The organism is Actinomycetospora succinea, from assembly GCF_004363095.1.
Lineage (GTDB): Bacteria > Actinomycetota > Actinomycetes > Mycobacteriales > Pseudonocardiaceae > Actinomycetospora > Actinomycetospora succinea.
The window spans coordinates 632502-655668 of sequence record NZ_SNYO01000003.1 but is presented as its reverse complement, the minus strand read 5'-3'; the positions used below and the strand labels follow the sequence as shown (position 1 = coordinate 655668).

20 protein-coding genes are annotated in these 23167 nt (G+C 75.5%); 9 read left to right on the top strand and 11 right to left on the bottom strand.

Features of this window, described 5'->3' with window-relative positions:
• Window positions 1-17 precede the first annotated feature (17 nt).
• On the top strand, window positions 18-1082 hold the full coding sequence (locus tag EV188_RS14355) for an EcsC family protein (RefSeq protein ID WP_133826915.1): 1065 nt from the start codon (window positions 18-20) through the stop codon (window positions 1080-1082).
• A gap of 100 nt (window positions 1083-1182) precedes the next feature.
• On the top strand, window positions 1183-1983 hold the full coding sequence (locus EV188_RS14350; protein WP_133826914.1) for a hypothetical protein: 801 nt from the start codon (window positions 1183-1185) through the stop codon (window positions 1981-1983).
• Between the two features lie 39 nt (window positions 1984-2022).
• On the opposite strand, the gene EV188_RS14345 is transcribed toward EV188_RS14350, so the two are convergent.
• Entirely contained in the window at window positions 2023-6597 is a 4575-nt protein-coding gene (locus EV188_RS14345; protein ID WP_133826913.1) for an AAA domain-containing protein, read from the bottom strand.
• A gap of 199 nt (window positions 6598-6796) precedes the next feature.
• On the opposite strand from EV188_RS14345, the gene EV188_RS14340 reads away from it, so the two are divergent.
• The 4 genes from EV188_RS14340 to soxR are packed head-to-tail and all read left to right on the top strand — an operon-like array spanning window position 6797 to window position 9431.
• Complete coding sequence (locus EV188_RS14340; RefSeq protein ID WP_133826912.1) at window positions 6797-7984, top strand: DUF2786 domain-containing protein; 1188 nt, start codon at window positions 6797-6799, stop codon at window positions 7982-7984.
• A gap of 16 nt (window positions 7985-8000) precedes the next feature.
• Window positions 8001-8393 (top strand): hypothetical protein, encoded by a 393-nt coding sequence (locus tag EV188_RS14335; RefSeq protein ID WP_133826911.1) that lies wholly within the window; start codon window positions 8001-8003, stop codon window positions 8391-8393.
• 28 nt (window positions 8394-8421) lie between these two features.
• The gene (locus EV188_RS14330; protein WP_133826910.1) at window positions 8422-8964 is read left to right on the top strand and encodes an NADPH-dependent FMN reductase; all 543 of its coding nucleotides are present in this window, start codon (window positions 8422-8424) and stop codon (window positions 8962-8964) included.
• The gene (gene soxR / locus EV188_RS14325) at window positions 8961-9431 is read left to right on the top strand and encodes a redox-sensitive transcriptional activator SoxR (protein WP_133826909.1); all 471 of its coding nucleotides are present in this window, start codon (window positions 8961-8963) and stop codon (window positions 9429-9431) included. The genes EV188_RS14330 and soxR overlap by 4 nt, the downstream gene beginning before the upstream one ends.
• Here the strand turns inward: soxR and EV188_RS14320 are convergent.
• From EV188_RS14320 to EV188_RS14310, 3 genes are read right to left on the bottom strand one after another with little or no spacing between them, the layout of a single operon-like run.
• Window positions 9424-10308 carry an ABC transporter substrate-binding protein gene (locus EV188_RS14320; RefSeq protein ID WP_133826908.1) on the bottom strand — a complete coding sequence of 295 codons (885 nt, stop codon included), beginning with the start codon at window positions 10306-10308 and terminating at the stop codon, window positions 9424-9426. The two genes, soxR and EV188_RS14320, sit on opposite strands and share 8 nt — an antisense overlap.
• A gap of 44 nt (window positions 10309-10352) precedes the next feature.
• Window positions 10353-10889, bottom strand: a complete 537-nt coding sequence (locus EV188_RS33215; protein ID WP_133826907.1) for a hypothetical protein — start codon at window positions 10887-10889, stop codon at window positions 10353-10355.
• Window positions 10890-10911: 22 nt separating this feature from the next.
• Window positions 10912-11865, bottom strand: a complete 954-nt coding sequence (locus EV188_RS14310) for a helix-turn-helix domain-containing protein (RefSeq protein ID WP_166659879.1) — start codon at window positions 11863-11865, stop codon at window positions 10912-10914.
• Between the two features lie 186 nt (window positions 11866-12051).
• Here EV188_RS14310 and EV188_RS14305 point away from each other — a divergent pair, with 186 nt between their 5' ends.
• On the top strand, window positions 12052-12294 hold the full coding sequence (locus EV188_RS14305) for a hypothetical protein (protein WP_133826905.1): 243 nt from the start codon (window positions 12052-12054) through the stop codon (window positions 12292-12294).
• A gap of 14 nt (window positions 12295-12308) precedes the next feature.
• Here the strand turns inward: EV188_RS14305 and EV188_RS14300 are convergent, their stop codons facing one another.
• Window positions 12309-12653 carry a nuclear transport factor 2 family protein gene (locus tag EV188_RS14300; protein WP_133826904.1) on the bottom strand — a complete coding sequence of 115 codons (345 nt, stop codon included), beginning with the start codon at window positions 12651-12653 and terminating at the stop codon, window positions 12309-12311.
• Between the two features lie 70 nt (window positions 12654-12723).
• On the opposite strand from EV188_RS14300, the gene EV188_RS14295 reads away from it, so the two are divergent.
• Both EV188_RS14295 and EV188_RS14290 read left to right on the top strand, forming a co-directional pair.
• Complete coding sequence (locus EV188_RS14295; RefSeq protein ID WP_133826903.1) at window positions 12724-13593, top strand: LysR family transcriptional regulator; 870 nt, start codon at window positions 12724-12726, stop codon at window positions 13591-13593.
• Between the two features lie 19 nt (window positions 13594-13612).
• Window positions 13613-14380, top strand: a complete 768-nt coding sequence (locus EV188_RS14290; protein WP_133826902.1) for an EI24 domain-containing protein — start codon at window positions 13613-13615, stop codon at window positions 14378-14380.
• Window positions 14381-14429: 49 nt separating this feature from the next.
• Here EV188_RS14290 and EV188_RS14285 read toward each other — a convergent pair whose 3' ends face one another.
• From EV188_RS14285 to EV188_RS14260, 6 genes are all read right to left on the bottom strand, one after another.
• A complete protein-coding gene (locus EV188_RS14285) occupies window positions 14430-14921 on the bottom strand; it encodes an SRPBCC domain-containing protein (RefSeq protein WP_133826901.1) in 492 nt (163 codons plus the stop codon).
• Window positions 14902-15276: an ArsR/SmtB family transcription factor gene (locus tag EV188_RS14280; protein ID WP_133826900.1), complete on the bottom strand. Its 375-nt coding sequence runs from the start codon at window positions 15274-15276 to the stop codon at window positions 14902-14904. Before EV188_RS14280 ends, EV188_RS14285 begins: the two co-directional genes overlap by 20 nt.
• Window positions 15277-15313: 37 nt before the next feature.
• Window positions 15314-16474, bottom strand: a complete 1161-nt coding sequence (locus EV188_RS14275; RefSeq protein WP_133826899.1) for a TIGR02678 family protein — start codon at window positions 16472-16474, stop codon at window positions 15314-15316.
• Window positions 16475-16661: 187 nt separating this feature from the next.
• Entirely contained in the window at window positions 16662-18119 is a 1458-nt protein-coding gene (locus EV188_RS14270; protein WP_243741688.1) for a TIGR02677 family protein, read from the bottom strand.
• Window positions 18116-22222, bottom strand: coding sequence for a TIGR02680 family protein (locus EV188_RS14265; protein ID WP_166659878.1), 4107 nt, complete (start codon window positions 22220-22222; stop codon window positions 18116-18118). Before EV188_RS14265 ends, EV188_RS14270 begins: the two co-directional genes overlap by 4 nt.
• Window positions 22223-22246: 24 nt before the next feature.
• A complete protein-coding gene (locus tag EV188_RS14260) occupies window positions 22247-23143 on the bottom strand; it encodes a phosphotransferase family protein (RefSeq protein ID WP_133826897.1) in 897 nt (298 codons plus the stop codon).
• Between the last annotated feature and the right edge of the window lie 24 nt (window positions 23144-23167).

Genomic DNA, 23167 nt, shown 5'->3' with positions numbered 1-23167 from the left:
GTGGGTACCGTCCGACTGTGAGCACGACGACGGACGATCCTGCACAGACGACGCCGGACGTCTCCCCCAGCGACGCGGAGCGCTGGCGCGAGGTCGTGCAGTGGAAGGACCGGGAGATCCAGAGCACCTCCGGGATGCTCAGCCCGGTGCTCAACGGCATCGCCGGGGTCCGCGCCGAGGTCACGTCGTTCCTGCGTCGCGTGCCGGGTGTCTCGCAGGTCGACGACGGCGTGCAGACGGCGCTCCACCAGCTCGCGGCGGCCGGCGCCGGGGCGGGTGCGGCGACCCTGCGTCGTGACGCGGTGTTCGCCGACTTCCGCGCGCACGGTCACGACGTCACCGACTTCAAGGACATCCGCGACCTGGACATCGCCCAGATCGAGGCGGCGATGCCGCGGCTCGACCTCGGCTACACGGTGTTCGCCGGCGTCCAGGGCGGCGTCACGGGCATCCTGACCACGACGGGCGTCACGGTCGCCGCCGGCGGCACGGGCGGTGCCGGCCTCGGCAGCCTGCCGGGCATCGCGGTGCTGGCCGCGGCGCTCACCGGCGACACGCTGCTCACCGTCGGGTCGTGCACCCGCGCCGTCGCGCACGTCGCCGCGTATCACGGCTACGACGTCACCAAGCGGTCCGAGCAGATCATCGCGCTCGCCGTCCTGGCCGTCGGACTGTCGTCCGACGAGGACTCCCCGCAGGCGTACCAGGACCTCTCCGAGCTGATCACGGCGAAGACCGAGGAGAACCAGAAGCGCAAGCAGCAGCAGGTGCAGATCAAGCGCCTCGGCCAGGCCGTCTACCAGCGGCTGCTCGGCCAGATCGGGCAGCGCGAGCTCGCGCAGCTCGTGCCGGTGCTGGGAGTGGGCGTGGGGGCGGTGCTGTCGGCGCGGCTGCTGGCGAAGGTCGTCGACACCGCCCGCCACCTGTACGGCGAGCGCTTCCTGCACGACAAGTACGAGCTGCCCTTCGGCGTCGAGCTGCCGTTCGACCCCGCGCACTACGCGCCCTACGTCGACGGCGAGCCCGACGACGGCGGCGACGACATGGACGACGAAGGCGACGAGATCTTCGCGGGCGCCTGACCCGTTCGGCGCAGCGTCCACCCGGCGTTCACCGGGCGGCCACCGATCGGGCAGCTCGCGGATCTCCGGTTCCCGTCCGGGCGACCTAGCGTCAGCCCGGATGACCGCCGCCCTCGCGCCCCTGAGCCTGGTCCCGCCGCCGGTCGACCCGCCGACGAGCCGGGTCTCCGACGTGCTCGCCACGCTGACCGGCTGGCTGCGTGCCCTGCCGGGACCGGGCGACCTGGCGTCCTTCGCGGGGACCGCCGGGGAGTGGCTCGGTCACGCGACGCTCGACCCCGCTCGGGTCGTCCTGGGGCGCGAGACGCCCGAGCCCGCCGTCGGTGACGACGTCCTCGACGCCCGCCCGGCGTTCACGCGCCTCTACGCGACGGTCGGCGCCGTGCAGGCCGGGGCGAGCGGGCTGCTGACCGGGGTCCTGGGCGCGGGCCGGTGGGCACCGGTGGTGGGCGTGCTCGGCGCGCTGGGCGTCGACACCCTGCTCACGACGGCGACCTGCGTGCGCGCCGTGTCCCACGTCGGGGCGAGCTACGGCTTCGCGGTGCGCTCGGACGACGACCGGACCCAGGTGCTCGCGCTCGTCGCGACGACGCTGGGCGGGACGGCCCACGGGGCCTGCGGCACGCAGCGGAGCGGAGCGGCCGCGGCGGAGGCGGACGACCGCCGACAGCTCGCCGGGCTCGTGGTCATGCGGCTCTCGGTGCACCGCGGGCCGACCGAGCTGCTGCGCTTCGTGCCCGCCGCCGGGCCGGTCCTCGACGCGGCGCTCGGCGCGTTCCTCGGGGCGCGGCTGCTGGCGCGCGTCGTCGACGACGCGGAGCGGCACTACCGGGCGCGGTACCTCAGAGAACGCTCCGCATCGGCGTGTCGCGATGCCGAGAATGTGGCGATCCTGGCATGAGACGCCAGCGATGCCGCATCGCTGGTACTCCCCCGGGCCTCAGCGCTCCGAGGACTCCGCGAGGTGGGCGCGGACGTCGGCGACGGACGTGAGCACCTTGTAGCCCAGTTCCCGGAGGCGGTCGCGGGCCGGGTCGGCGACGTCGGGGTCGAGGACGACCGGCGGGGCGAGGGCGCGCCGGCTGATCCCGGTCGGCCAGAGCGCCGCGGCGTCGCTGAGCACGCCGCCACCACGGGGGTCGTGCACGCGCGCGTCGCGGCGCGGGGGCGGGAAGCCCTGGGCGGCGAGGTCGGCCACGAGGTCGTCGAGCGTCTCGGGCACCGCTCCCCCGAGGACCGCGCGCCCCGAGCGTCCGCGCCGGGGCCGGTACTCCACCCCGTCCCCGGGCGCGGACTCGACGACGGCGAGGGGGCCGGTCGGCGCCTGCGGCGTGATCCCGGCGGCCGAGGCCGCGTCGAGCACCGGGGTCAGGGCGCCCTCGGGGTCGGCGACGTAGCGGGACTCGACCACCCGCACGACCGGCCAGCCGCACCGGCGCAGGTCGTGCTCGGCCTCGACGTCGGCGCGAGTCGCGGGACGGCGCGCCTCGTCGCCGTCGCAGAGCACCGCGAGCCGGCCCGTCGCGCCCGTCACGACGAGGTCGAGCACGCGGCCGTGCACCTCGACCTGCGGGACGACCGCGAAACCCCGCTCGGAGAGGTCGGCGAAGACCCGCTGCGCGAACAGGCTGCCGAATGCCGGGTGGCGGTGCTCGCGGTCGACCTCGGCGGGCGCCGGCCGGTTCTCCGGCGCGCCCGCGGACCCGACGGGTTCGACCGCCGTCACGTGTTCGAGGAGCCTGCGGCGCAGGTCGGCGGGGGTGAGGTCGTCGACGGCGACCGAGTGGAAGAGCCACAGCTGGTCGCGGGCGCGCGAGGCGGCCACGTTGAACGCCTGGCGGTAGCGCTCGGCCGTCAGCGCCACGAGACGGTGGCCGGGCGCGACGACCATCGAGAGCCACACGACGTCGCGCTCGTCGCCCTGGAAGTCCGCGGCGACGCCGACCCGCAGCCGCCGGGCCTCCCACTGGTCGACACCGAGGCGCTCCCGCAGCAGACCCTCGATCACTTCGACCTGCCCGTGGCCCTGCAGCACGACCACGCCGAACGTCGCCCCGGCGTAGGCCGGGTCGTCCGCGCAGCGCGCCACGGCGTCGACGAGCGCGGACGCCTCCGCGTCGTTGGCCAGCGACGACCCCTGACCGCGCACGGCCGCGTCCGGCACGAACGTCGCACGCAGCGGCGGGAGCCGGTCGGCGCCGAACTGGCGCAGCGGCACCAGCGGCGCGTCCCCCTCGCCGGGCCCGCTGTAGAACTCCCGCGACGACCAGCCGACGATCTCGGGCATCGAGCGGAAGTGCTCGCGCAGCCGGATCGGCGGCCCGAACGTCGCGCGGAAGACCGAGAACACGCTCGCGCGTGGCGTGAACTGGCTGCGCAGGTAGAACGGCACCTCGGGCAGGTCGGTCTCCAGCCGCGCGAACGCGGGCTCGAGCGAGCCGACGCCGACGTCGGCCGGGGTGCACTGCCGGTCGTCGCCGACGACGATCACCCGCGGCGCGAGCCAGAGCAGGAACAGGCTGGTCAGGTCGGCCTGGCTCGCCTCGTCGACGATCACGACGTCGAACGCGTCGGGGCGCGGTGGGACGGCGGCGAGCACCTCGCGGATCGGCATCACCCAGGCCGGGACCGCGTCCCGGGCGACCTCCACGGCCTCGCGGGCGGCGGCCCGGTAGCGGTCGGCGTGGCGCCCGGTGCCCTTGCCGACCGCGGCGACCGAGGCCCGGTGGCTCTGCAGCGCGCGCATCTGCTCGGCGGTGATCCGGGTCAGCGACGCCCGCCACGCCTTGGCCGCCGCCAGCCGGGCCGTCGCACCGGCGAGCTCGACGTCGAGGTCGGCGAGCCGGTCCGGTGCGTCCTCGGCGGCCGCCCACTGCCGCACCCGCGCGGCCGCCCGCGCGTACGCCCACGCGGACTCGAAGCGCTCCTCGCGGTCGGGCCACGGCTCGCCGGCGTGGGCGCGCAGGAGCGCGGCGACGCCCGGGGCGGCCTTGTCCAGGCGGTCGGCGAGGGTGTCGGCGCGGCGCTGGTCGCGGGCCTCGGCGTGCGCGGTCTCGACGGCGAGCACGGCGTCGGCGTACGCCTCGGGGTCGCGGCGGCGCAGGGCGTCGAGCACCGCGACGAGCTCCGGGGCCTGCCGCGCGGGCGGCACGCCGGCCTGGACCCGCTCGATCACCTCGTCGAGCTCGGCGCGCGCGAGCTCGGCCGCGCGGGTGTCGTCGACGTCCAGGGTCAGCGTGGTCAGCACGCGCAGGCGGGCGAGCGAGTCGACGCGGGGCCGGTCGGCGGGCGGCAGTGCGGCGAGCAGGCGACGGGCCCCCATCGCCGCCGTCAGCACCCGGCCCACCGCCCGGCACGTCGCGCGCAGCGCGAGGACCTGCTCGACGAGCAGGGCGCGGTGCTCGGCGCGGCGCAGCGGGTGCCCGAGCGGGCCGAAGCCCTCGGAGAGCCGGTCGGTGATCTCGAGGATCCGCAGGTGGTGGGCGATCGCGGACGCCCCGGAGACGGTCGCGGGGTCGGCGCCGTGCAGGTGGATGTCGACGAGGTAGGGCTCGACGGCCTTCTGCTCGTCGGGCTTGAACATCCGGCGGGTCGTGCCGCCGTCGGCGAGGAACGTCGCGAAGCGCTCGAAGACCGGCGCGGCGGCGGCCACGTCGACGGAGTCCTCGACGCGGACCTGGGCCGGGCCGGCGCGGCGGTCGTGCTCGAGCATCGCGTCGACGGCGCGCAGCCCGTCGGTCGCGCGCGACCACAGGTGCCCGGCGCGCCCCGAGAGCACGGCGTCGGTGACGCCGTGCGCCCACTCGGCCTCGTCACCGGTCTCGCCCAGCTCGGCGAGCGCGTCGGCGACCCGGCGGCTCACCTCGGGCAGGTGCGCGGCGGCGTCGGGGGGCAGCCCGCCCAGCGCGGCGACGATGTCGCCGACGTCCCCGGACGTGGCGTCGAGGCCGCGCAGGACGGCGGCGGCGAGCCCCGCGACGTGGTCCTCGGGCGGCAGCTCGACCGGCTGCGGCAGCACGAGACGGGTCCGCTCGCGCCGCTCGGGGGTCTCGCTCGCGAGCAGGGTGCGCAGGGTGCGGAACTCGGCGGTCGAGAGCGGCGGCGAGGCGGGCAGCTCGACGTCGGTACCGACGACGTCGGCGAGCCACCCGTCGCGCTCGTGGGCGGTCCGCAGGCGCCGGGCGATCTCGGCGCGCGTGCCCGTCATGCCGGGGCCGAGGTCGCGCGCGACGGTGGTCTCGGCGGCGCGCTCGGCGACCAGCGCGTCGAGGGCGGCGTCGCGCTCGGCCAGCAGCTCGTCGCGGCGCTCGACGAGGTCCGCGACGGCCTGCGCGGACTCGTCGGGGTCGAACTCGGTGCTGCGCGCGGCGAGGCCGGCGATGCCCGGCTCGTGGTCGTCCGCCTCCGCCAGCGAGAGGCACAGGTCGCGCATCTCGGAGGGCAGCTTGTCGCGCAGCACCCGCAGGGCCTGCGCCTTCTCGCTGGTCACGAGCACGCGGCGGCCCTCGGCGAGCAGCGCGGAGAGCAGGTTGGCGATCGTGTGCGTCTTGCCGGTGCCCGGCGGACCCTCGACGACGACGCCGGAGTCGCGCCCCAGCCGCCCGAGGATGCGGCCCTGCGCGGCGCCCACGGGCAGCGGGAACAGCGGGTCGGTGACGGGCGGGTCGTCGTGGCCGGTGCGGGCGAGCCACGCGGCGCGGTCGGCGGGCTCGATCGCCTCGACGAGCTGGGCGAGGCCGACGGGCAGCGGGCGGGACGTGTCGGCCAGGTCGGCGACCATCGCGTCGTAGAACGTGCGCAGCGCCGCGGCCCCGCGGCGCCGGGCGATCAGGGTCGGCGCGGGCACGAGGGCGGTGCCGGGGCCGGTCGGGCCGATCCAGTCGTCGCCGCGCGTGTGCTCGACCCGCAGGCGGCGGTCTGCCCAGGCGGCGAGGACGTCGACGAGGTCGGGGTCGAGCGGGGAGGCGGGGGCAGCCTCGCCGGCGTGGACGGTGTCGTCGACGAGCCCGGTGCCCGCGAGGAGCTCCTCGTCCTCCCAGGCGGTGGCCTCGCCGGCGAGGGTCACGACCATGTCGTCCCCGTCGTGCTCGATCCGCACCGGGCGGGCGAGCAGGTGCACGCGGACGTCCTGGTCGGGGGCGTGCAGCAGCCCGCTGGCGAGGACGAGCTCGACCGCCTCGGGCTGGTCGGCGGCCGCGCGCATGAGGTCGAACAGCGCGTCGAACGTCGCCCGCAGCGGGCCGTCGGCGGGCGCGCGGAGGATCTCGTCGCCGGCCTCACGGGGGCGGCGGACCGCGGACTGGTCGGCGACGTCGACCAGGGGCAGCTCGCCGACGTGGTGGCGGGTGTGTCGCACCGGGCGGGCGCGGGCGAGGGCGACGCGGCGCAGGACGCCGACGAACCGCTGGACCCGGTCGCGCAGGGCGGGGTCGTGCTCGGGCGTCGCGTGGGGGGCGCCGGCGACACCGTTGGTCCGGGGCGCGTCGGTCGGGATCGCGACCGGCTCCTGCGGCACGCCCACCACCCCGCTCCCTTCCCCCGTCGTCCCTGCTCGACGGACCACGATCGCATCCCGCCCCCGGGCCGACCACGCGTGCCCGGGTGCGACGGGGACCCGTCCGGGGGAACTGCTCTCGAACTCTGTGGAACCGTGCGGGGGCCGGGCCCGTCGAACCCCGTGACGGCACCCGCCGTCGGACCGGGCAGGAGGGCGGATGGCGACGAGAGCAGGATCGGACGACCCGGAGGAGGCCGCGCGCTTCCTCGCCGGCCTCGCGGCGGCCGGCGGGCGCGGCGAGCAGGTCACCGCCGTGCTGCGGGCGCGGTACGGCACGTCGCGGACGCTGCTGGCGGGCGCCGAGCTGGCGCTGCTCGACGCGGCCGACGCGCTGCACGCGCGGGGGTGGGGTGCGCGCGACGTCACCGAGGTGGTGCGCCGCCGGCTGTCCGCGGGGCGGGTGGTGCTGGCGGTCGACGTCCTGAGCGCGGCCGCCTCCCGCCGCCCGCGCGGTGACGCCGCGCTCGACGCCGACCTCGCCGACCTGGGGGCCACGCCGCCGGCACGCGACGTGCCGCTGGTGGCGCAGTGGAGCTCGGTGCGCGGTCTCGACCCCGACGACGCGCTGTCGGCGAGCGTCGCCCTCGTCGGCCTGCTGCGCTCCCTGCCGACGCTGCCGTGGCTCGGCGAGGAGCAGCGCGTGCCCGAGGGCGTCGACGCCCGGGTGCTCGCGCGGGTGCGGGGACTGCTGGCGAAGGCCGAGTCCACCGAGTTCCCCGAGGAGGCCGAGGCGCTCTCCGCCAAGGCCCAGGAGCTGATGGGGCGCCACGCGCTCGAGCAGGCGGTGGTGGCGGGTCCCGGCGAGGCCGCACCCCGGGCCGCCGCCCGCCGGCTGTGGATCGACCCGCCCTACGCGAGCGCCAAGTCCAGCCTCGTGCACCAGGTGGCGGGCGCCAACCGGTGCCGCGCGGTGAGCCTCGCCGCGCTCGACATGGTCACCGTGATCGGGCACGCGGCCGACCTCGCGACCGTGGAGCTGCTGGTCACGTCGCTGCTGGTCCAGGCCGACCGGGCGATGCTGGTCGCCGACGACGGCTCGGTGCCGCGCTCGCGGACGCGGTCGTTCCGCCACGCCTTCCTCCTCGCGTACGCGACGCGCATCGGCGAGCGCCTCCAGGCCGCCGCGCACGAGGCCCAGGCGCACGCGCGCGCCGAGCTGGGCGAGGGTCTGCTGCCGGTGCTCGCGGCGCGTGCCGAGGTCGTCGAGCGCACGGTCGGCGAGCTCTTCCCGCGCCTGACCCGCCGGCGCTTCAGCGTCGGCAACGGCGAGGGGTGGGCCGCCGGGCGCGCGGCCGCCGACGCCGCCAGCCTCACGCCGGGCCGCGACGCGCTCGCCGAGCGGTAGGGGCGAGGATGTCGGCATGGCCGGCCCTCGCGAGCGACGTGCCGAGAAGCAGCGTCGCCGCGACGCCAAGCGGGGGCGCACGGCGGATGCGAAGAAGCCCGAGGACCCCGGCCTGCCGCCCGAGACCCTGCAGGCGCTGCTCCGCCGCGCCGCGGCCGACCTCGCCGGCGGCGACGAGGGCGCGCTCACCGAGCTGCGCCGCGTGCTCGCCGAGCATCTGGCCCGGCGGCGGGAGCGGATCCTGGCGGCGTGCGACGTCGTGACGGCGGAGGTGGCGGTCTCCGGTTCTGACGAGCTCGCCGTCGCCCTGGCCGGCGGTGAGACCGTGTCGGGGTGGGCGGAGCGCACCGGGGTGCGCACCGAGGAGGCCGCGGTCGCGACCGTCCGCCTCCTCGCGTCCTTGACCTGAACAATAGTCGAGGTTCTACGTTCCTCCCATGAGCGAGAACACCGTCCGGCTCGCCGTCGTGATCGGCAGCGTCCGCGAGGGCCGCTTCGGCCCGGTCGTCGCCGCCTGGTTCGCCGAGCGCGCACGACGACGCCCCGAGTTCTCCGTGGACGTCGTCGACCTGCTCGAGACCGGGCTGGACGCCGGCTTCACCGAGCGGATCGGGACCGCGGACGCCGTCGTGATCGTGACGCCCGAGTACAACCACAGCTTCCCCGGCCCGTTGAAGACCGCGATCGACGCGACCGGCGCCGAGTGGCGTGACAAGCCGGTCGGGTTCGTCGCCTACGGCGGCCTGTCCGGCGGGCTGCGCGCGGTCGAGCACCTGCGCCCCGTGCTCGCCGAGCTGCACGCCGTCGGGCTGCGCGACACCGTGAGCTTCCACGGCGCCGCCGGGGCCTTCGACAGCACCGGACGGCCTCGCGAGGAGGTCGCCGGCGCCGCCGCGACCGTCCTGCTCGACGCCCTGACCTGGTGGGCACGGACCCTGCGCCGCGCCCGCCTCGAGCACGCCGCCGGGAGCCCGACGTGACCGATCACCACGACCACCACCCGCGCCCCTACCCGGGCCAGGAGCTCTCGGTCGGCGAGGTCGCCGAGCGCAGCGGCGTCGCGGTCTCCGCCCTGCACTTCTACGAGCGCGAGGGCCTGATCCACAGCCGCCGCACCCCCGGCAACCAGCGCCGCTTCCGCCGCGAGGTGCTGCGCCGGCTGTCGTTCATCCGCATCGCCCAGCGCGTCGGGATCCCGCTGGCGGAGATCCGCGCCTCGCTCGACGGCCTCCCGGACGGGCGGACGCCCAACCGCCACGACTGGGAGCGCCTGTCCGCGCAGTGGCGCGAGGAGCTCGACGACCGCATCCGCCGGCTCCAGCAGCTGCGCGACGACTTCACCGGCTGCATCGGCTGCGGGTGCCTGTCGCTCGACCGCTGCGGCCTCGCCAACCCGCACGACCGGCTCGCCGCCGACGGGCCGGGTCCGCGCAAGCTGGTCAGCTGAGCCGGGTGATCCGCCCCGGCGGCGGTGCGGGCACGGCGTCGGGGTGCAGGGCGTGCGCGATCGCCTCGATCCCGTCGACCAGCCGGGGGCCGGCGCGCACGACGTAGGACGCCGAGTCGACGGCGACCATGGGAACGCCTGGCAGGCGCTCGCGCACTTCCTCGGCCTGGGCCACCGCGTCGTCGAGACCGAAGCCGCAGGGGGCGACGAGGACGACGTCGGGGTCCTGAGCCGCCACCTCCTCCCATGACGTGGCGACGCTGCGGCCGCCGTCGATCCCGGCGAGCGGCTCCCCGCCCGCGCGCCGCACCATCGCCGGCACCCAGTGACCGGGGAGGAACGGCGGGTCGACCCATTCGAGGGCGAGGACGCGGGGTCTCGGTCGTCCTCCGACCGCCTGATCGATCGCTGTCAGCCTCTCCTGCAGGCCGGCGACCAGGTCCGTCCCCGCGTCCGGCGCCCCCGCGGCCCGGGCGACGGCCGCGACGGCGTCGAGGACCTCGTCGAGAGTGTGCGGGTCGACGGTCAGCACGGTGGCGTCGAGGTCGAGGTCGGCGAGCGCCTCGGTCACCGTCGACTCCGGGAGCGCGCACACCCGGCACAGGTCCTGGGTGAGCACGAGGTCGGGCGCGGCGTCGCGCAGGGCGTCGCGGTCGAGCTCGTACTGGGGCAGGTTCCGGGCGGCGCGGTCGCGGACGATCGCGTCGATCTCCCCGGGCGTGGGGCCGGCCGGCAGCGCGGTGTCGACGACGACCGGGCGCGTGGCGCGGATGCCCTCGGGCCGGTCGCACTCGAAGGTGACGGCCACGAGGTCGTCGGCGAGCCCCAGCGCGCCGACGATCTCCGTGGCCGCGGGCAGCAGCGACGCGATCCGCACGCGCCCGACCCTAGTTGCGGCCGATCCGACTGTCCGACTCGGATTCAGCCGACGAGCGAGCGCAATCCACGCCGCCGAGGGTGGCAAGCCGCCCGAAGTTCGGCCGCCGACAAAGGTGCCGTCGGGGGGGAGATCGGTTCATTCGTGATGAGGGGGAGAACGTTCCCCCCAAGCGGTAAGAAGAACTCGATATGGCGTTGATAAGAGAGCTCTGACAGCCACTCTGCGAGTTCGCCCTCATATGGAAGGACTTGGCCAGCCACACCCTTCTTGAGAACAGCGACCTCGTCTGGACCTTCGTGGACCCAGCCCAGCTCCGCCAAGCTACACAGCATGCCCTCGGACAGAGTCCCCCTGTACCGTCGCGTCCTCATCTTGACGGAGACCGCCTTGCCGCATCGAGCAACGCGAGTCCCCGGTGGCGCTACTGGAACAAGGGAACCGACTTGGACGACAGGCGGCCCTCCGAACACGACCTGCAGCGTGCGAGTGCCAGCGTCAACCCGCGCTGAACGTACCTGTTCAGCGCCGTCGATCGGCTCCACAGCCAGCACTCGCCCGACCACGGGGCTCGTCGCCATGGGCGGAATATAGACCCATCGGTCAAGCTCTCAGCAGCGACCCTGCCGGCGTCTCAGTGCGCCGCTGCGCCGAGCGCCAAGCGGCGTCGAACCCCTGCCTGGCGCTCTCGCGGCGGTCCTTACTCATGACCATATCAGCGTTCGACTCACGGTTAGGCCGAATCACATATCCGATCCATCCTTCAGCGCTAATGTAGGTCTCGAGTTGCTCGTACAAGGCCGGCTCTTCAGCTGAGAACGGCGTGATATCGATCTCAACGAGGCAGATTCCCACCAGGACTGGAAGACTGGTGACACGGAAGTCGCACTCGGCGGCGACGGCATCACCGCCAGCTCGGGCGACGAGCATCTGTCGAAGTGCTGTCCCGGACTTCGAACCCTCCTCAGCCGAGGCGAGGAAGCGATAAGTGCAGCTTCGCGCCAGGTTGCTCACGACTTGTTCCAGAAAGGCTCCCGGTGCCGTCGAACCGTCTGGCAACGTGACGACATCGAAGTCCAGATCGGGACTAAGCACGTCGACGCTCCGGGCGTAGCGCTCGAGCCGCAAGAGCTCATCGTCCTGCAGCAAGCCCTCCCGAGACGCGTTCGGCGTCTCCGATAGCTCGCGGGCGACATCGTCCACGCGGTCGGCGAGGACGCGGGTGATCCGGCGGACGATCGCCGCATGGCGGCTGGTGCGCGCGCGGGCGTCCGCGAGGGCGTGCTCGATCATCGCCGGCACAGGACCCGAGTCCATCGACGGCGCCGCCCGCTGCCCGAACACGAGGTAGTCCAGGCTGACGTCGAAGAACCTTGCGAGGGCGACGAGCTTCTCGAAGCTCGGCTTGCTCTGCTCCCGCAGGTACTGCGAGAGCGCCGAGGAACTGATCCCCACTGAATCGAGAATCTTCTGTCGATTTCTGCTGTAGCCCTGGCGCTCGATGAGCGATGCGAGCACCTCACCCAACTTCACCGTGCGGTGGTCGACTTGACTCATGCCGTCTCCCCCTCGATCGCGACGATCATTCGTCGTCCGAGCATCAAGCTGAACTGCGTCTGCAGGGGAGCGCAGCTTCACGATGCCACTTGACGGAGGAGTAGGAACCGTCATCATCGAGACTGACGCCGAACCGTGACGGGCCATCGGAACCCGGGGTCAGCGGGTTCGGCCACGTCGGGGGTGATGATCGTGGTCCTCGTTGCCTGGCTCGTTCTCCTCATCGGGATTTTGCTCGGCGCCCTCACCGGGGCAGCGGTGTGCTACAAGGTTCTTCGAGACGAGATGCTCGCTCGAGTTCGACCGCAGATGAATGTCGTCGAACTCAAGGTAGACAATCTGCGAACCGAACTCGGATTCGTGGCCGAGAATCAAGACGCCCTCCGCCGCGAGATCAGCCCGGGCGGTCCGAACGCGCGAGCAAGCTGACGGCTTCTAGTCTGTCAGCCCACGAGCGGGCGCGGGTCGAAGATCGCCCGGATGGTCCGCGCGCGGCCCTCGACGACGTGGGCCCAGTTGACGGTGAGCATCGGGGCGTCGGTCTCGGTGGTGTGCAGGTCGTAGATCGTGCACACGTCGGGGCCGTCGGCGAACACCTGCCGGATCGTTACGTCGGTCACGATGCTCAGCAGGCCGTGCAGGCTCTTGACGTTGTCGTCGACGCCCTCGACGTGGCCCATCGGGCCGTCGAACACGACGTCGTCGGCGAGGACGTCGCGCAGCGACTCGGCGTCGTGGCGCTGCCAGCCCTCGAAGTAGGCGGTCATGGTCTCGGTGGGGGTGCGCATACGTCGACCCTGACCGACGCCCGGCCAAAAGTCGAAGAGCTGGAGAGGCTCGCTGGTACAACTGATGCTTATGGAGCTGCACCAGCTGCGCTACCTCGTCGCGGTGGCCGAGGAGGGCGGGTTCACGCGGGCGGCGGCGCGGGAGCACGTCGCCCAGCCCGGCATCAGCGCGCAGATCGCCCGCCTGGAGCGCGAGCTCGGGCAGACGTTGTTCGACCGCTCGGCGCGCGGGGTCCGGCTCACCCCCGCCGGCGAGGCGGTCCTGCCCCACGCCCGGGCGGCGCTCGCCGCGGTCACCGGCGTCCGCGACACCGCCGACGAGCTCGCCGGCCTCGTCCGCGGGCGGGTGTCGGTGGGGATGGTGCGCGGTGGCGGGGTGATCGACCTCCCGGGCCTGCTCGGCGACTTCCACCGCGACCACCCGGGCGTCGAGATCCGGCTGGTCGAGGCCGCCACCGACGCGCTGCTCGAGGGCCTGCGCAGCCACGACCTCGACCTCGCGTGGGTCGGCCGCGACGGCGACCCGCCCGCCGACCTCGACGTCGACGTGGTCCTCGACGTCCCGCTCGTCGCCGCGGTCCCGCCGGGCGGGCCGCTCGGCGAGACGGTCACGGTGGCCGAGCTCGCCGAGCACACGGTCATCGCCCTGCCCGTCGGCGCCGGCGTGCGTGCGGCGCTGGACCGGGCGGCCGCCGACGGCGGGGTGACGCTGCACCCGGCACTGGAGGCGGGCTCGCCGCCGGTGCTCGTCGACCTCGCCCTCCAGGGGCTCGGGGTGGCCGTGGTCCCGTCGCCGGCTCTTGCCGGTCGCGACGACCTGCGCTCGGTGCCGCTCGTCCCGGAGGTCCGCGCGCAGATCGACCTCGCGCGTCGGCGGGACGCGCCGCTGAGCCCCGCAGCGCGCGCCCTGCTCGACCGGGCCCGGGCCTGGATCGCCTGAACCGGGACAATCTCCGACCGTGGACCTGGTGCTGGGGCTCCGGCTGTTCGTGCGCGGCGCGGTCACGGTGCTGCGCACCCCGCGCCTGCTATTGCTCGGCGCGATCCCCGCGCTGATCGTGTCGGTGCTGTATTTCGGAGCGCTCGGCACGCTGGTCGTCTGGCTGCCCGACATCGCCGCGGCGCTGACGCCGTTCGCCGACGGGTGGTCCGAGGCGCTGCGGACCGGGGCGCGGCTCGCCGCGGGCGCGGCAGTGGTGGCCGCCGCCGCGGCGGTCGCGGTCGTCACCTTCGTCGCCGTGACGCTGGCGGTCGGCGGCCCGTTCTACGAGAAGCTCGCCGAGATCGTCGACGAGGGCATCAGTCCCGTGCCGGGTGCGGTCGAGCCGTCGTGGGTGCGCTCGGTGGCGCGCGGAGTGCGCGACGGTCTGCTGCTCATCGGGCTCTCGGTGCTCGCCGCGATCCCGCTGTTCGTGCTGGGCTTCGTGCCCGTCGTCGGTCCGGTGCTCGCTCCCGTCGCGGCGGCGCTGGTCGGCGGGCGCCTGCTGATGATCGAGCTCACCGCGCCGGCCCTGCAGCGCCGGGGCCTGGACTTCGGCGCCCGCCGCCGGCTCCTGCGCACCCGCCGCCTCGCGACCTGGGGCGTCGGCATCCCGACCTACCTGCTCGCGGCGATCCCGTTCGTCGCGGTCCTCGCCATCCCCGCGGCCTCGGCCGCCGCGACGCTGCTCGCCCGCGAACTGCGCGGGGAGCCGACGGATCAGGAACGCCCGGCGTCGGTGACGTGATCGTGGGGGCTTTCCTGACGTTGAGTGTCAGCGTGGCCGCCACGCTGACTCACCCCGCGGGCTCGGGCGCGTAGTCGGACCAGTCGGGCATCGGCGTGCCGGCGAGGCTCGCGCCGAGGCGGTCGAGGTACCAGCGCCAGCCGGCGTCGACGTCCTCGACCTTCATGCCGGGGACGAGCCGCTGCGCGAACACGAGGACGGCGCCCGCACCCTGCGGCTCGACGGTCAGGTCGACGAGCCACGCCTGGTCGTCGGGCGCGGGGAACTCGACGACGAGGCGCCGGGGCGGGTCGCAGGCGACGATGAGCACGTCGGCGGGCTCGTCGACCTCGCCGCCCGCGTCGACCTCGCCGGTCAGCGTGAACGACACCGTGCCGCCGACGCGCGGCTCGCCGGTCCACGTGCCGATCCAGCGCCCGAGCCGCTCGGACTCGGTGATCGCGGCCCAGACGTCGTCGACGGGGTCGGGGTACTCGCGGCGCCAGACGGCGGTCGTGGTGCCCTCGGGGTCGGTGCGGACCTCAGCCGGCGGCGTGGTCATCGGTGTCTCCTTCGTCGGCGGCACGGCGGGCCCGGCGGCCGCGGTGCATCTCGGTGTCGAGGGCGTCGAGCCGGCTCGCGGGACCGGAGGCAGCGAGCCCGGGCAGCGGCCGGAACCGCTCCAGCCAGGCGTCGAGCTCGGCCAGCGGGCGGCGGTCGAGGGCGTAGATGCGGTGCTGGCCCGCGACCCGCGAGGTCACGAGCCCCGCCTCGCGCAGCACGCGCAGGTGGCGGCTGATCGCGGGGCGGCTGACCGGGAAGTCGGCGGCGATCTCGCCCGCCCCGACCTCGCCGTCCGCGAGGCGCTCGACGATCGCCCGGCGCACCGGGTCGGCGAGCGCTTCGGCGGGGAACACGCCCGCTATGTAACCAGAGCTTTCATTAACCGACAAGTTACAAGAGCGTCGGCTGCTCGTCCTCGTCGTCGCCCTCCGCGACGGTCACCGCCGGGGCGTAGCGCGCGGCGGCGGGCAACACGCGCAAGGAGCCCTCCGCCTCGCGCGCCACGAGCCGCATCGCCTCGAGCACCCCCACCACGTCGGCGGCGAACCGCTCGGCGTCGGCGATCGCCGCCTTCGACCAGTACCGCCCGTACTCGCCGACCAGCTCCGCGAGCACCTCGCGCACCGACGGCCACGGGATCGGGTCCGGGTCCTCGGCGGGACGGAACTGGTAGATCAGCTCGCTGACCAGCAGCAACGCCGCGTGCGCCACGGTGCCGCTGCCGGGGAAGGTGAGGTCGGAGCAGCCGCCGTCGACGTCGAGCGCGGCGAAGCCCTCCTCGCGCGCCTCGACCACGAGCCCCGTGCGCGCCTCGATCCGCCGCGCCTCGTCGCCGGCGTGGCGGCGGAGCTCGGCGAAGCGGGCGGGCTCGAGGTCGTCGGCGAGGACGACGGGGTCCTCGACCAGCCGCCGCCGCGCCGCCGTCGACGCCGACCCCCGCTCGCGCGCCCGGACCACCAGGTCGCCGGCCGACTCCGCGCCCGCGACCGCGCCGGTCGGCAGCAGCGCCATCCGGTCGTTGCGGACCTCGAGCAGCGCGTCGGCGTCCGCGTCGTGCTCGTAGAGCCCGACGCCCCGGTCGATCTCGCGGACCATCCCGTGCGCGATCAGCCACCGCAGCGCCGTGACCAGCGCCCGGCGCGACGCCGTGTCCGTGTCCATGACGATCCCGGCCTCGGCGGCCGCGGAGTGCACGCCGTTGACGAGGTCGCGCAGGCTCGTGCGGTCGGGTCCCGACGTCGTCGCCGCGAGCACCAGCGCGAGCGCCGTGTACTCGGCGGGCGTGAACGCGCGCGGCGTCGTCGAGATCGTCCGCAGCGGCCGGTCGACGGGGACGTGCCCGACCTTGACCAGGCGCGCCGTGTCGGCGGTGACGACGAGGCGGTAGTTCAGCTCCTGCGTGAACCACGCGTCGAGCGCGTCGGCGTGCCGGCGGACCAGCGCGACGATCTCCGGGTCCTGCTCGACCGTGCGCCAGGGCCGCGTCAGTAGCGCCCGCGTCGCGGTGACGAGCTCGCCGTCGCGCTGCGGGTCGCTCCGCGCGGCCGTCACCGTGGGCCCCCGCCCGACGAACGAACGGCGCTTTCGCTGCTACTCGCGAGACGAGAGCGCCGTTCGTTCCCGGACACGCGGCACCTGGCGGGCGCCCGAACGCCGACCCCGCTGACACGAACGGCGAGTTCGCTGCTACCGAAGCAGCGAGAGCGCCGTTCGTTCGTCACGACACCGACCGCGGCCCTCACGGCGCCGGCTCCACGGTCAGGGTGAGGTCGCGGACGCGCAGGGCGCCGGCGTGGGTCGGGACGGTCGTCGACGTCCCGGGCGCGCGGGCGACGGTGCAGCGCACGCCGTCGAGGGCCACGGTGCCCGAGGTCGCCGCCGGGCCGAGGTCGGCGACCGCGCGGGTGAGCACGCGCTGCAGCTCGCGCAGGGCGGGCTCGGACAGGCGGGCGGTGAAGCCGTCGCCGCCGACCTCGAGCAGCTCGGCGCGGGCGGCCGCGGCGCGCTTCTCGGCCTCGGCGCGCCGGGCCAGCAGGTGACGCCGTTCCTGGCTGCGGTCCTGGACCCGGCTGGTGCGCCCGCGGCTGGTGGCGTCGCCGCGCTCGCGCAGGCTGATCGGCACCTGCGCGGTCGGCGCCTCCCACCACGACACCGACGCGTCGACGGGGTCGGTGTCGTCGCCGCCGGCGCCGCCGAGGTGCCGAGCGCCGGCGAGTCCGAAGGCCGCCGCGGCCAGCTCGTGGGTCGCCGACGGGTCGGAACGGTCGAAGAACAGCGCCAGCCGCAGGTAGTCGGCGCGCCGCGACGCCCCGGCCGTGCCGGTGCGCGAGAGGCGGGTGAGGTTCTGGGTCAGCGTGCGGACGGCGTCGACGGCGTCGCGCTCGAGGACCTGGACCCGGCTCGGCCGCCCGACCCCGCCGACGAACCACGACGCGAGGTTCTCCCAGTCGGCGACCGCGGCCCCCGGCTCCCGACGCACGCGCACCGAGGACAGCCCCGCCGCCGCGACCCGTGCCGCCAGCCCGTCCGCCGCGCGCTCCACGATCACCGGCACCCGCGGCAGCACCGTCTCCAACAGCGACGCCAGTGGACGCGCGCGGCGACGCAGGGCCTCGAGCCGCTCGCCGACGTAGCCGACGAGCACCTCGGAGAAGAACGCGAACTCGTCCTCGTCGAGGTCGAACCGCGACTGCCACTGGTTGATCGCCGCGAAGAACTGGGTGATCTCCGCCGAGAAGGCGACGTGCGGGTCGAACACCGCGCGGACGGCCTCGGCGAGCTTGCCCGGGGGCGCGGTCCCGGCGTCGAGCGCGACGAGCGCCTCGAGCCCCGCCCGCACCTGGTCCAGGCGCCCCAGCGAGACGTCCCGCACGTCGTCGACCTGCGCGAGCACGCCCTCGACGAGGTCGTGCACCTCCTGGCCGACGCGCGTGATCAGGTAGCGGTTGCGGCGCCGGTAGTAGTCCTCGACCGTGCCGACCTGGCCGACCGACGCCGACACCTCGAGGTTGCCCCAGGTCCGCAGCGCCTCGAGCCGGGCGGTCACCGTGGCCTCGTCGAGGTCCGAGTCCAGCCGCGCCGTCACCTCGGCCGGCGTCAGCTCCGCGAAGAACGTCCCGGCGAAGACCGCGAGGATCTCCCGGTACTCCGGCGACTCGGTGACGTAGGCGAAGACGCTGGTCCGCACACCGTTCACGCGCGCACCTCGAGCGCGGCACCGTCCCACCTGTAGTGCACGAGCGCGATCGCGCGCAGCTCCGGGTCGCGCAGCACCTCGGTGATCGCCAGCGCCGGGACCGTCGGGTGCGTGCCCCACAGCCGCTCGGAGGTGACGACGAAGTCGACGTCGAGGTCCACGAGCAGCCCGAAGAGCTTGGCGTGGTTGTCCTCGGAGACCTTGGCGAACGCGTCGTCGAGCAGCACGAGCCGCGGCGCGCCGACGCCGTGCGGGTCGTGCGCCGCGGCGCTGGCGGCGGCCGCCGCGGCCATCGGCAGCACCGTGACCAGCTTCTTCTCGCCCTCCGACAGCGTGGTCCGGCGGGTGAGCAGCTCGTCGCTGCGGCCGGGTCGGCGCAGGTAGAGGCGCATCTCGTGCCAGGTGCGGTAGTCGAGGACCTCGGCGATGACCGTCCGATAGGACGCCTCGGGGTCGCGCACGCGGGCCGCCTCCACGAGCGACTTCACCGCCTCGCGGACCTGGTCGTCCTCCTCGGGCGAGCGCAGGTCCGGGTGCTTGCCGAGCAGCTCCAGCGCGGTCGCCGTCTCGGGGTCGAGGTCGCCGCGGGGGCGCCAGTCGAGCCGCACGCCGATGCCCTGGCTGGACGTGACGCCCTGGAGGATCCGGTTCATCCGGTCGACGAGCTCGCGCGCCGAGAACAGGGCGTCGGCGACCTCGCGGGCGATCCGGCCGTGCAGCAGGTTGCGCAGCGCCTGGTCCTGCTGCGCCGAGAGCAGGCTGGTCGCGCGGCGGCGCTGCACCGCGACCCGGTGCACCATCTGCGCGAGCACCGCCCGCGACGGCCCGCTGACGTGCACCGCGAGCGGCATCCCGTCGGCGCTGCGGCGGCTCTCGATGTCCCAGCCGCTGGCCAGGTCGTCACGCGCCGCGCGCAGGGCCTTCTCCAGCGCGTCCTCGCTCACCGACCGCCGCGGCGCCGGGATCCGCTCGCGCAGCGCGGCGACGAGCTCCTCGGCGCCTTCGACGGTGTCGGCGACCGAGGGCAGGGGCTCGGGGGCGGACTCCTCGTCGTCGGTCTCCTCGACGGATTCCGCGGCCTGCAGCAGCCCCGGCACCGCCGCGGCCTCGGCCAGCCGTCCGCGCGCCGAGCGCGCCGCGCGCTGCTTCTCGTCGAGCGCGCGGCGGGTCTCCTCGAGCGTCATCTCGGCCTTCGACAGCGCCACGGCGGCCGCGGTCCGCTGCTCGCGGGCCTCCTCGAGGCGGCCCGCGATCGCCCGCAGCCGCTCGTCGAGCTCCCCGACGCGCGCGGCGACCTTGGCCGGTTCCTCGCCGAGCGACTCCTCGATCGTCGTCAGCTCGGTGCGCACCGAGGCCGCCCGCCCGCTGGCGTCGCGATGCTCGCCGACGGCGGTCGCGTGGTCGGCGGCGTCGCGCTCCCAGGCCGTGATCGCCTCGCGCCACGAGCGGGCCGTGCGGGCGACCCGGTCACGGGCCGAGTCGACGGCGGCGAGCGCGCGCTCGGCGTCGACCACGGCCTCGAGCAGGCCGTCGAGACGGTCGGGGTCGGTGGGCACGCCGGCCTCCGAGGCCGCGCGCGACAGCGAGGCCCAGGCCTCGTCGGCGCGGCGGCGGGCGTCGGTCGCGGCGGTCGTGAGCTCGCGGTGCCGGGCCTCGGCGCCGTCGGCGTAGCGGACGGCGCCGGTCGCGGCGGCCACCGCGTCGTCGACCCCGCGGGTGCCGGGCAGCTCGGCGGCCAGCCGGCGCAGGCCCTCGGCGTGCTGCGTCAGCGCGTCGGCGATCGTGCCGGCGGCGTCCCGGCGGGCCTGGGCATCGGTGATCGACGCCGCGAGCTCCGCCAGGCGGCGCTCCCGGGCCTGGGCCCGCGCGCCCGCGCCGACGTGCTCGGCGGCCGCCTTGGCGTGGCGACCGCGCAGCGGGCCGGCGGCGAAGGTGCCGTCGGTGGTCACGCGGACCGCACCCGAGGACGTCCCCACGGCGGCGAGCACGGATGCCACGGCGTCGGGAGAGACCGCCCCCGTGTCCACGGGCGCGAGCAGGGTGTCGAGCGCCGGGCCGTCGACGGGCGTGGACGCGCCGACCACGAGGTCGCCCGCACGGAGGGTCCCGGTGGAGCCGTCGACGTGGGCGCTGAGCAGGCCCGACGCCTCCAGCGCGGCCTCGAGCCCGGCGCGCTCGGCGTCGCCGAGGTGCTCGCGGAAGTCGACGAGCGAGGCCAGCAGGGCCCCGTCGGCGACGTCGTCGTCGGTGCGCCACGGCGCCCGGGGCAGCGGCAGCTCGCCGGCGGACGCCACGCGGTCGTGCTCGGCGCGCAGGCCGGCGAGCTCCTCGTCGACCTCCTCGACGCGCGTCGCGGCCCGGCTCCGGGCCTGGTCGAGGGCGCTCGTGACGTCGTCGGCGGCGCGTCGGGCCCGGGTGCGCCGGGCGTCGGCGGCGTGGCGGAGGTCGTCGCCGTCCGCGACGTCCCCGCCCGACGGCACGACGAGCCACCCGGTGGCCCCGCCGGGCTCGGCGACCGGCGCCTCCGCGGCGTGCCCGGCGAGCCGGCGGGTCCAGCCCGCGACCGCCTCGGCGTGCTCGTCGGCGGTGGCGCGCGCGGCCCGGCGGGCGGCGGCGGCCTGCTCGGCGGCGGCCTCGTGGGCGGTCTGCGCCTCGCCGGCGGCGGACTCGGCGGCGTCGCCGGCCTCGGTCGCGCGCCGGGCACCGCGGGCCTGCTCGGCGACCCCGCGCACGGTCGTGCGGTGGGCGCGCAGGGCGTCGGCGACGGTCGTCAGCTCGAGGTCGCCGAGGTCGTCGTCGGGGTCGGCCGGCACGTCGACCGTCGTCTCGCCGGCCTCGTCGCGGCGGGGCTCGGTGGCCGGCGCCGGCGGGTCGGGGAGCCGGTCGACGACCCCGGGCGCCGAGGCGGCCCGCGCGGCGTCGGCGACCGCGCGCAGCGCCTCGGCGACCCCGGCGAGGTCGGAGTCGAGCTGACCGCGCGCGGCGGTGACGGTGGCGGCCGCGGCGACGACGCGCTCACGGGCGCGGGCACGGTGGCCGTCGAGAGTGGCGACGTGGGCGTCGGCGCGGGCGACCTCATCGCGACGGCGCACCAGGTCGGCGTGCGCGGTGTACTCGGGCAGCGCCGCGAGGCCGGCACGCTCGGCCGTGGCCTCGGCATGCTCGTCGGTGAGATCCCCGACGTTCCTGCCGGCGGTCTCCTGTGCCGCGGTCGCCTTGTCCACCCCGCTCCTGTCGCGGTCCACCCGCTTCGCGGCGGTCCGGGCGACGTCCACAGCCGTGGCCGCCGACTCGACCTCGGTCATCAGCACCCGTCGGGCGTAGTCGGTGTACGTCTCGACCGCCCCGTCCAGCGCCTCGGCGGTCCGGGCGAGGTCGGTGACGTTGCGGCGGTGGTCCTCGAGGTCCTCGAGCGGCTGGGCCGCGTCGTGCACCGCGTCCTCGGGCACCGGCGGCAGCGCCTCGCGCAGGGTGCGGGGCAGGTCGGTGTCGATGCGGTCGCCGACGCGGGGGTTGCGGACCTGGTGCAGCAGCCGGAAGTACGCCGTCGGGTCGACGCCGCCGAAGAAGCGGCGCGCGATCTCGGCGCGGTACTCGGCGGTCGACGTGAAGACCTGCCCGCGGTGGCCGAGCTCGGAGCGCAGCACGTCGATCGAGAACGGGACGTCGGCCTCGGTGAGCCGCAGGTCGATGCGGACCCGGCGGTCGGTGGAGAACCACCAGGTGGCGACGCGGTCGGTGCTGCGGTTCGCGCGGATGCCGCAGCCGACCGTGCGGTACTCACTCGGCCCGTCCTGCTGGCCGCGCTCGAACTCGATCCACAGGTAGCCGGTGCGTTGGGTGTCGTCGTGGTCCGACAGCATCCAGCTTCGCAGCACCCCGCGCTGCTCGCCCGCGGCGTCGATCTTGCGGACGTCCGCCTCGAGCAGGAACGGCAGCAGCATGTTCATCGCCGTCGACTTGCCCGACCCGTTGACACCCCGCAGGAGCAGGCGTCCGCCGGCGAACTCCAGCACCTCGTCCTGGTACTGGTAGACGTTCAGGATGCCGGCGCGGGAGGGCTTCCAGCGCAGCTGGTCGTCTCCCTGATCGTCTGCGGGCACCCGGAGGAGGGTACGGAGCAGGGTCTAGGTGCCCGCCAACCAGTCGGGGTCGCCGACGAGGTCCAGCACCTCGCGAGGCGTGTCCGTGAACCGCGGGTCGCCGGCGGCGCCGCGCTGCCACGTCAGCGCGCGGGCGATGACGCCGGCGCGGCAGGCGGTCTCGGCCCGGGCCCGGAGCTCCTCCCGTGTCCCGAGATCGCCGAAGACCTCGAGGTAGGCGTCGCGGGGTCGCGTGATCGCGGGGTGGGTCGCGCTGACCTGCAGCGTCCGACGCAGCGAGCCCAGGGCCACGAGCAGGCTCGCGAACGGGTGGGCGAGCACGGCGTCGCCCCAGTCGGCGAAGCGGCCGTCGCGCAGGACGTTGCCGACGTGCAGGTCCTGGTGGTCGACGGTGCTCGGGGCGGTGCCGTCGAGCTCGTGCGACCAGCGTCGTACCCGGCCTCGGTCGCCGTGGCCACCGATCGTCGCCAGGGCCTCGTCGTAGCGGGCCGGGAGCGCCGGCGGGGTGGCGTCGGGCACGCCGAGGTCCCGCATCGCGGCGAGGTGGGGTGCTGCGCGGCGCTGGAGGTCGGCGTAGCGGGGCAGGGCGGCGGTGAGCGCGTCCGACGGGTCCGGGTCGTCGTCACGCACGCTCGGGCCGGTGTCGGGCAGCAGCAGGCGGTGGCGCTCGACGTCGACGGCGAGCGGAGTCGCGACGGCGTCGGGCGCGAGGCGGGCGAGCAGCGCGTGCAGCCCGACCTCGGACGCCATCCCGGGTGCGGGCTCCTTGAGCCACACCGGCCCGTCGGCGGTCGGCACGCGCAGGACCGTCGACCAGGCCCGGTGGCGCTGGGTGACCTCGCCGGTGGGGTGGAGCCCGGTGACGTCCGCGACCCACGCGAGCACCTCGTCGCGCCAGGCGTCGGTCCCGCGGGTCGTCATCGCGCGCCAGTGTCCGGCTACCGT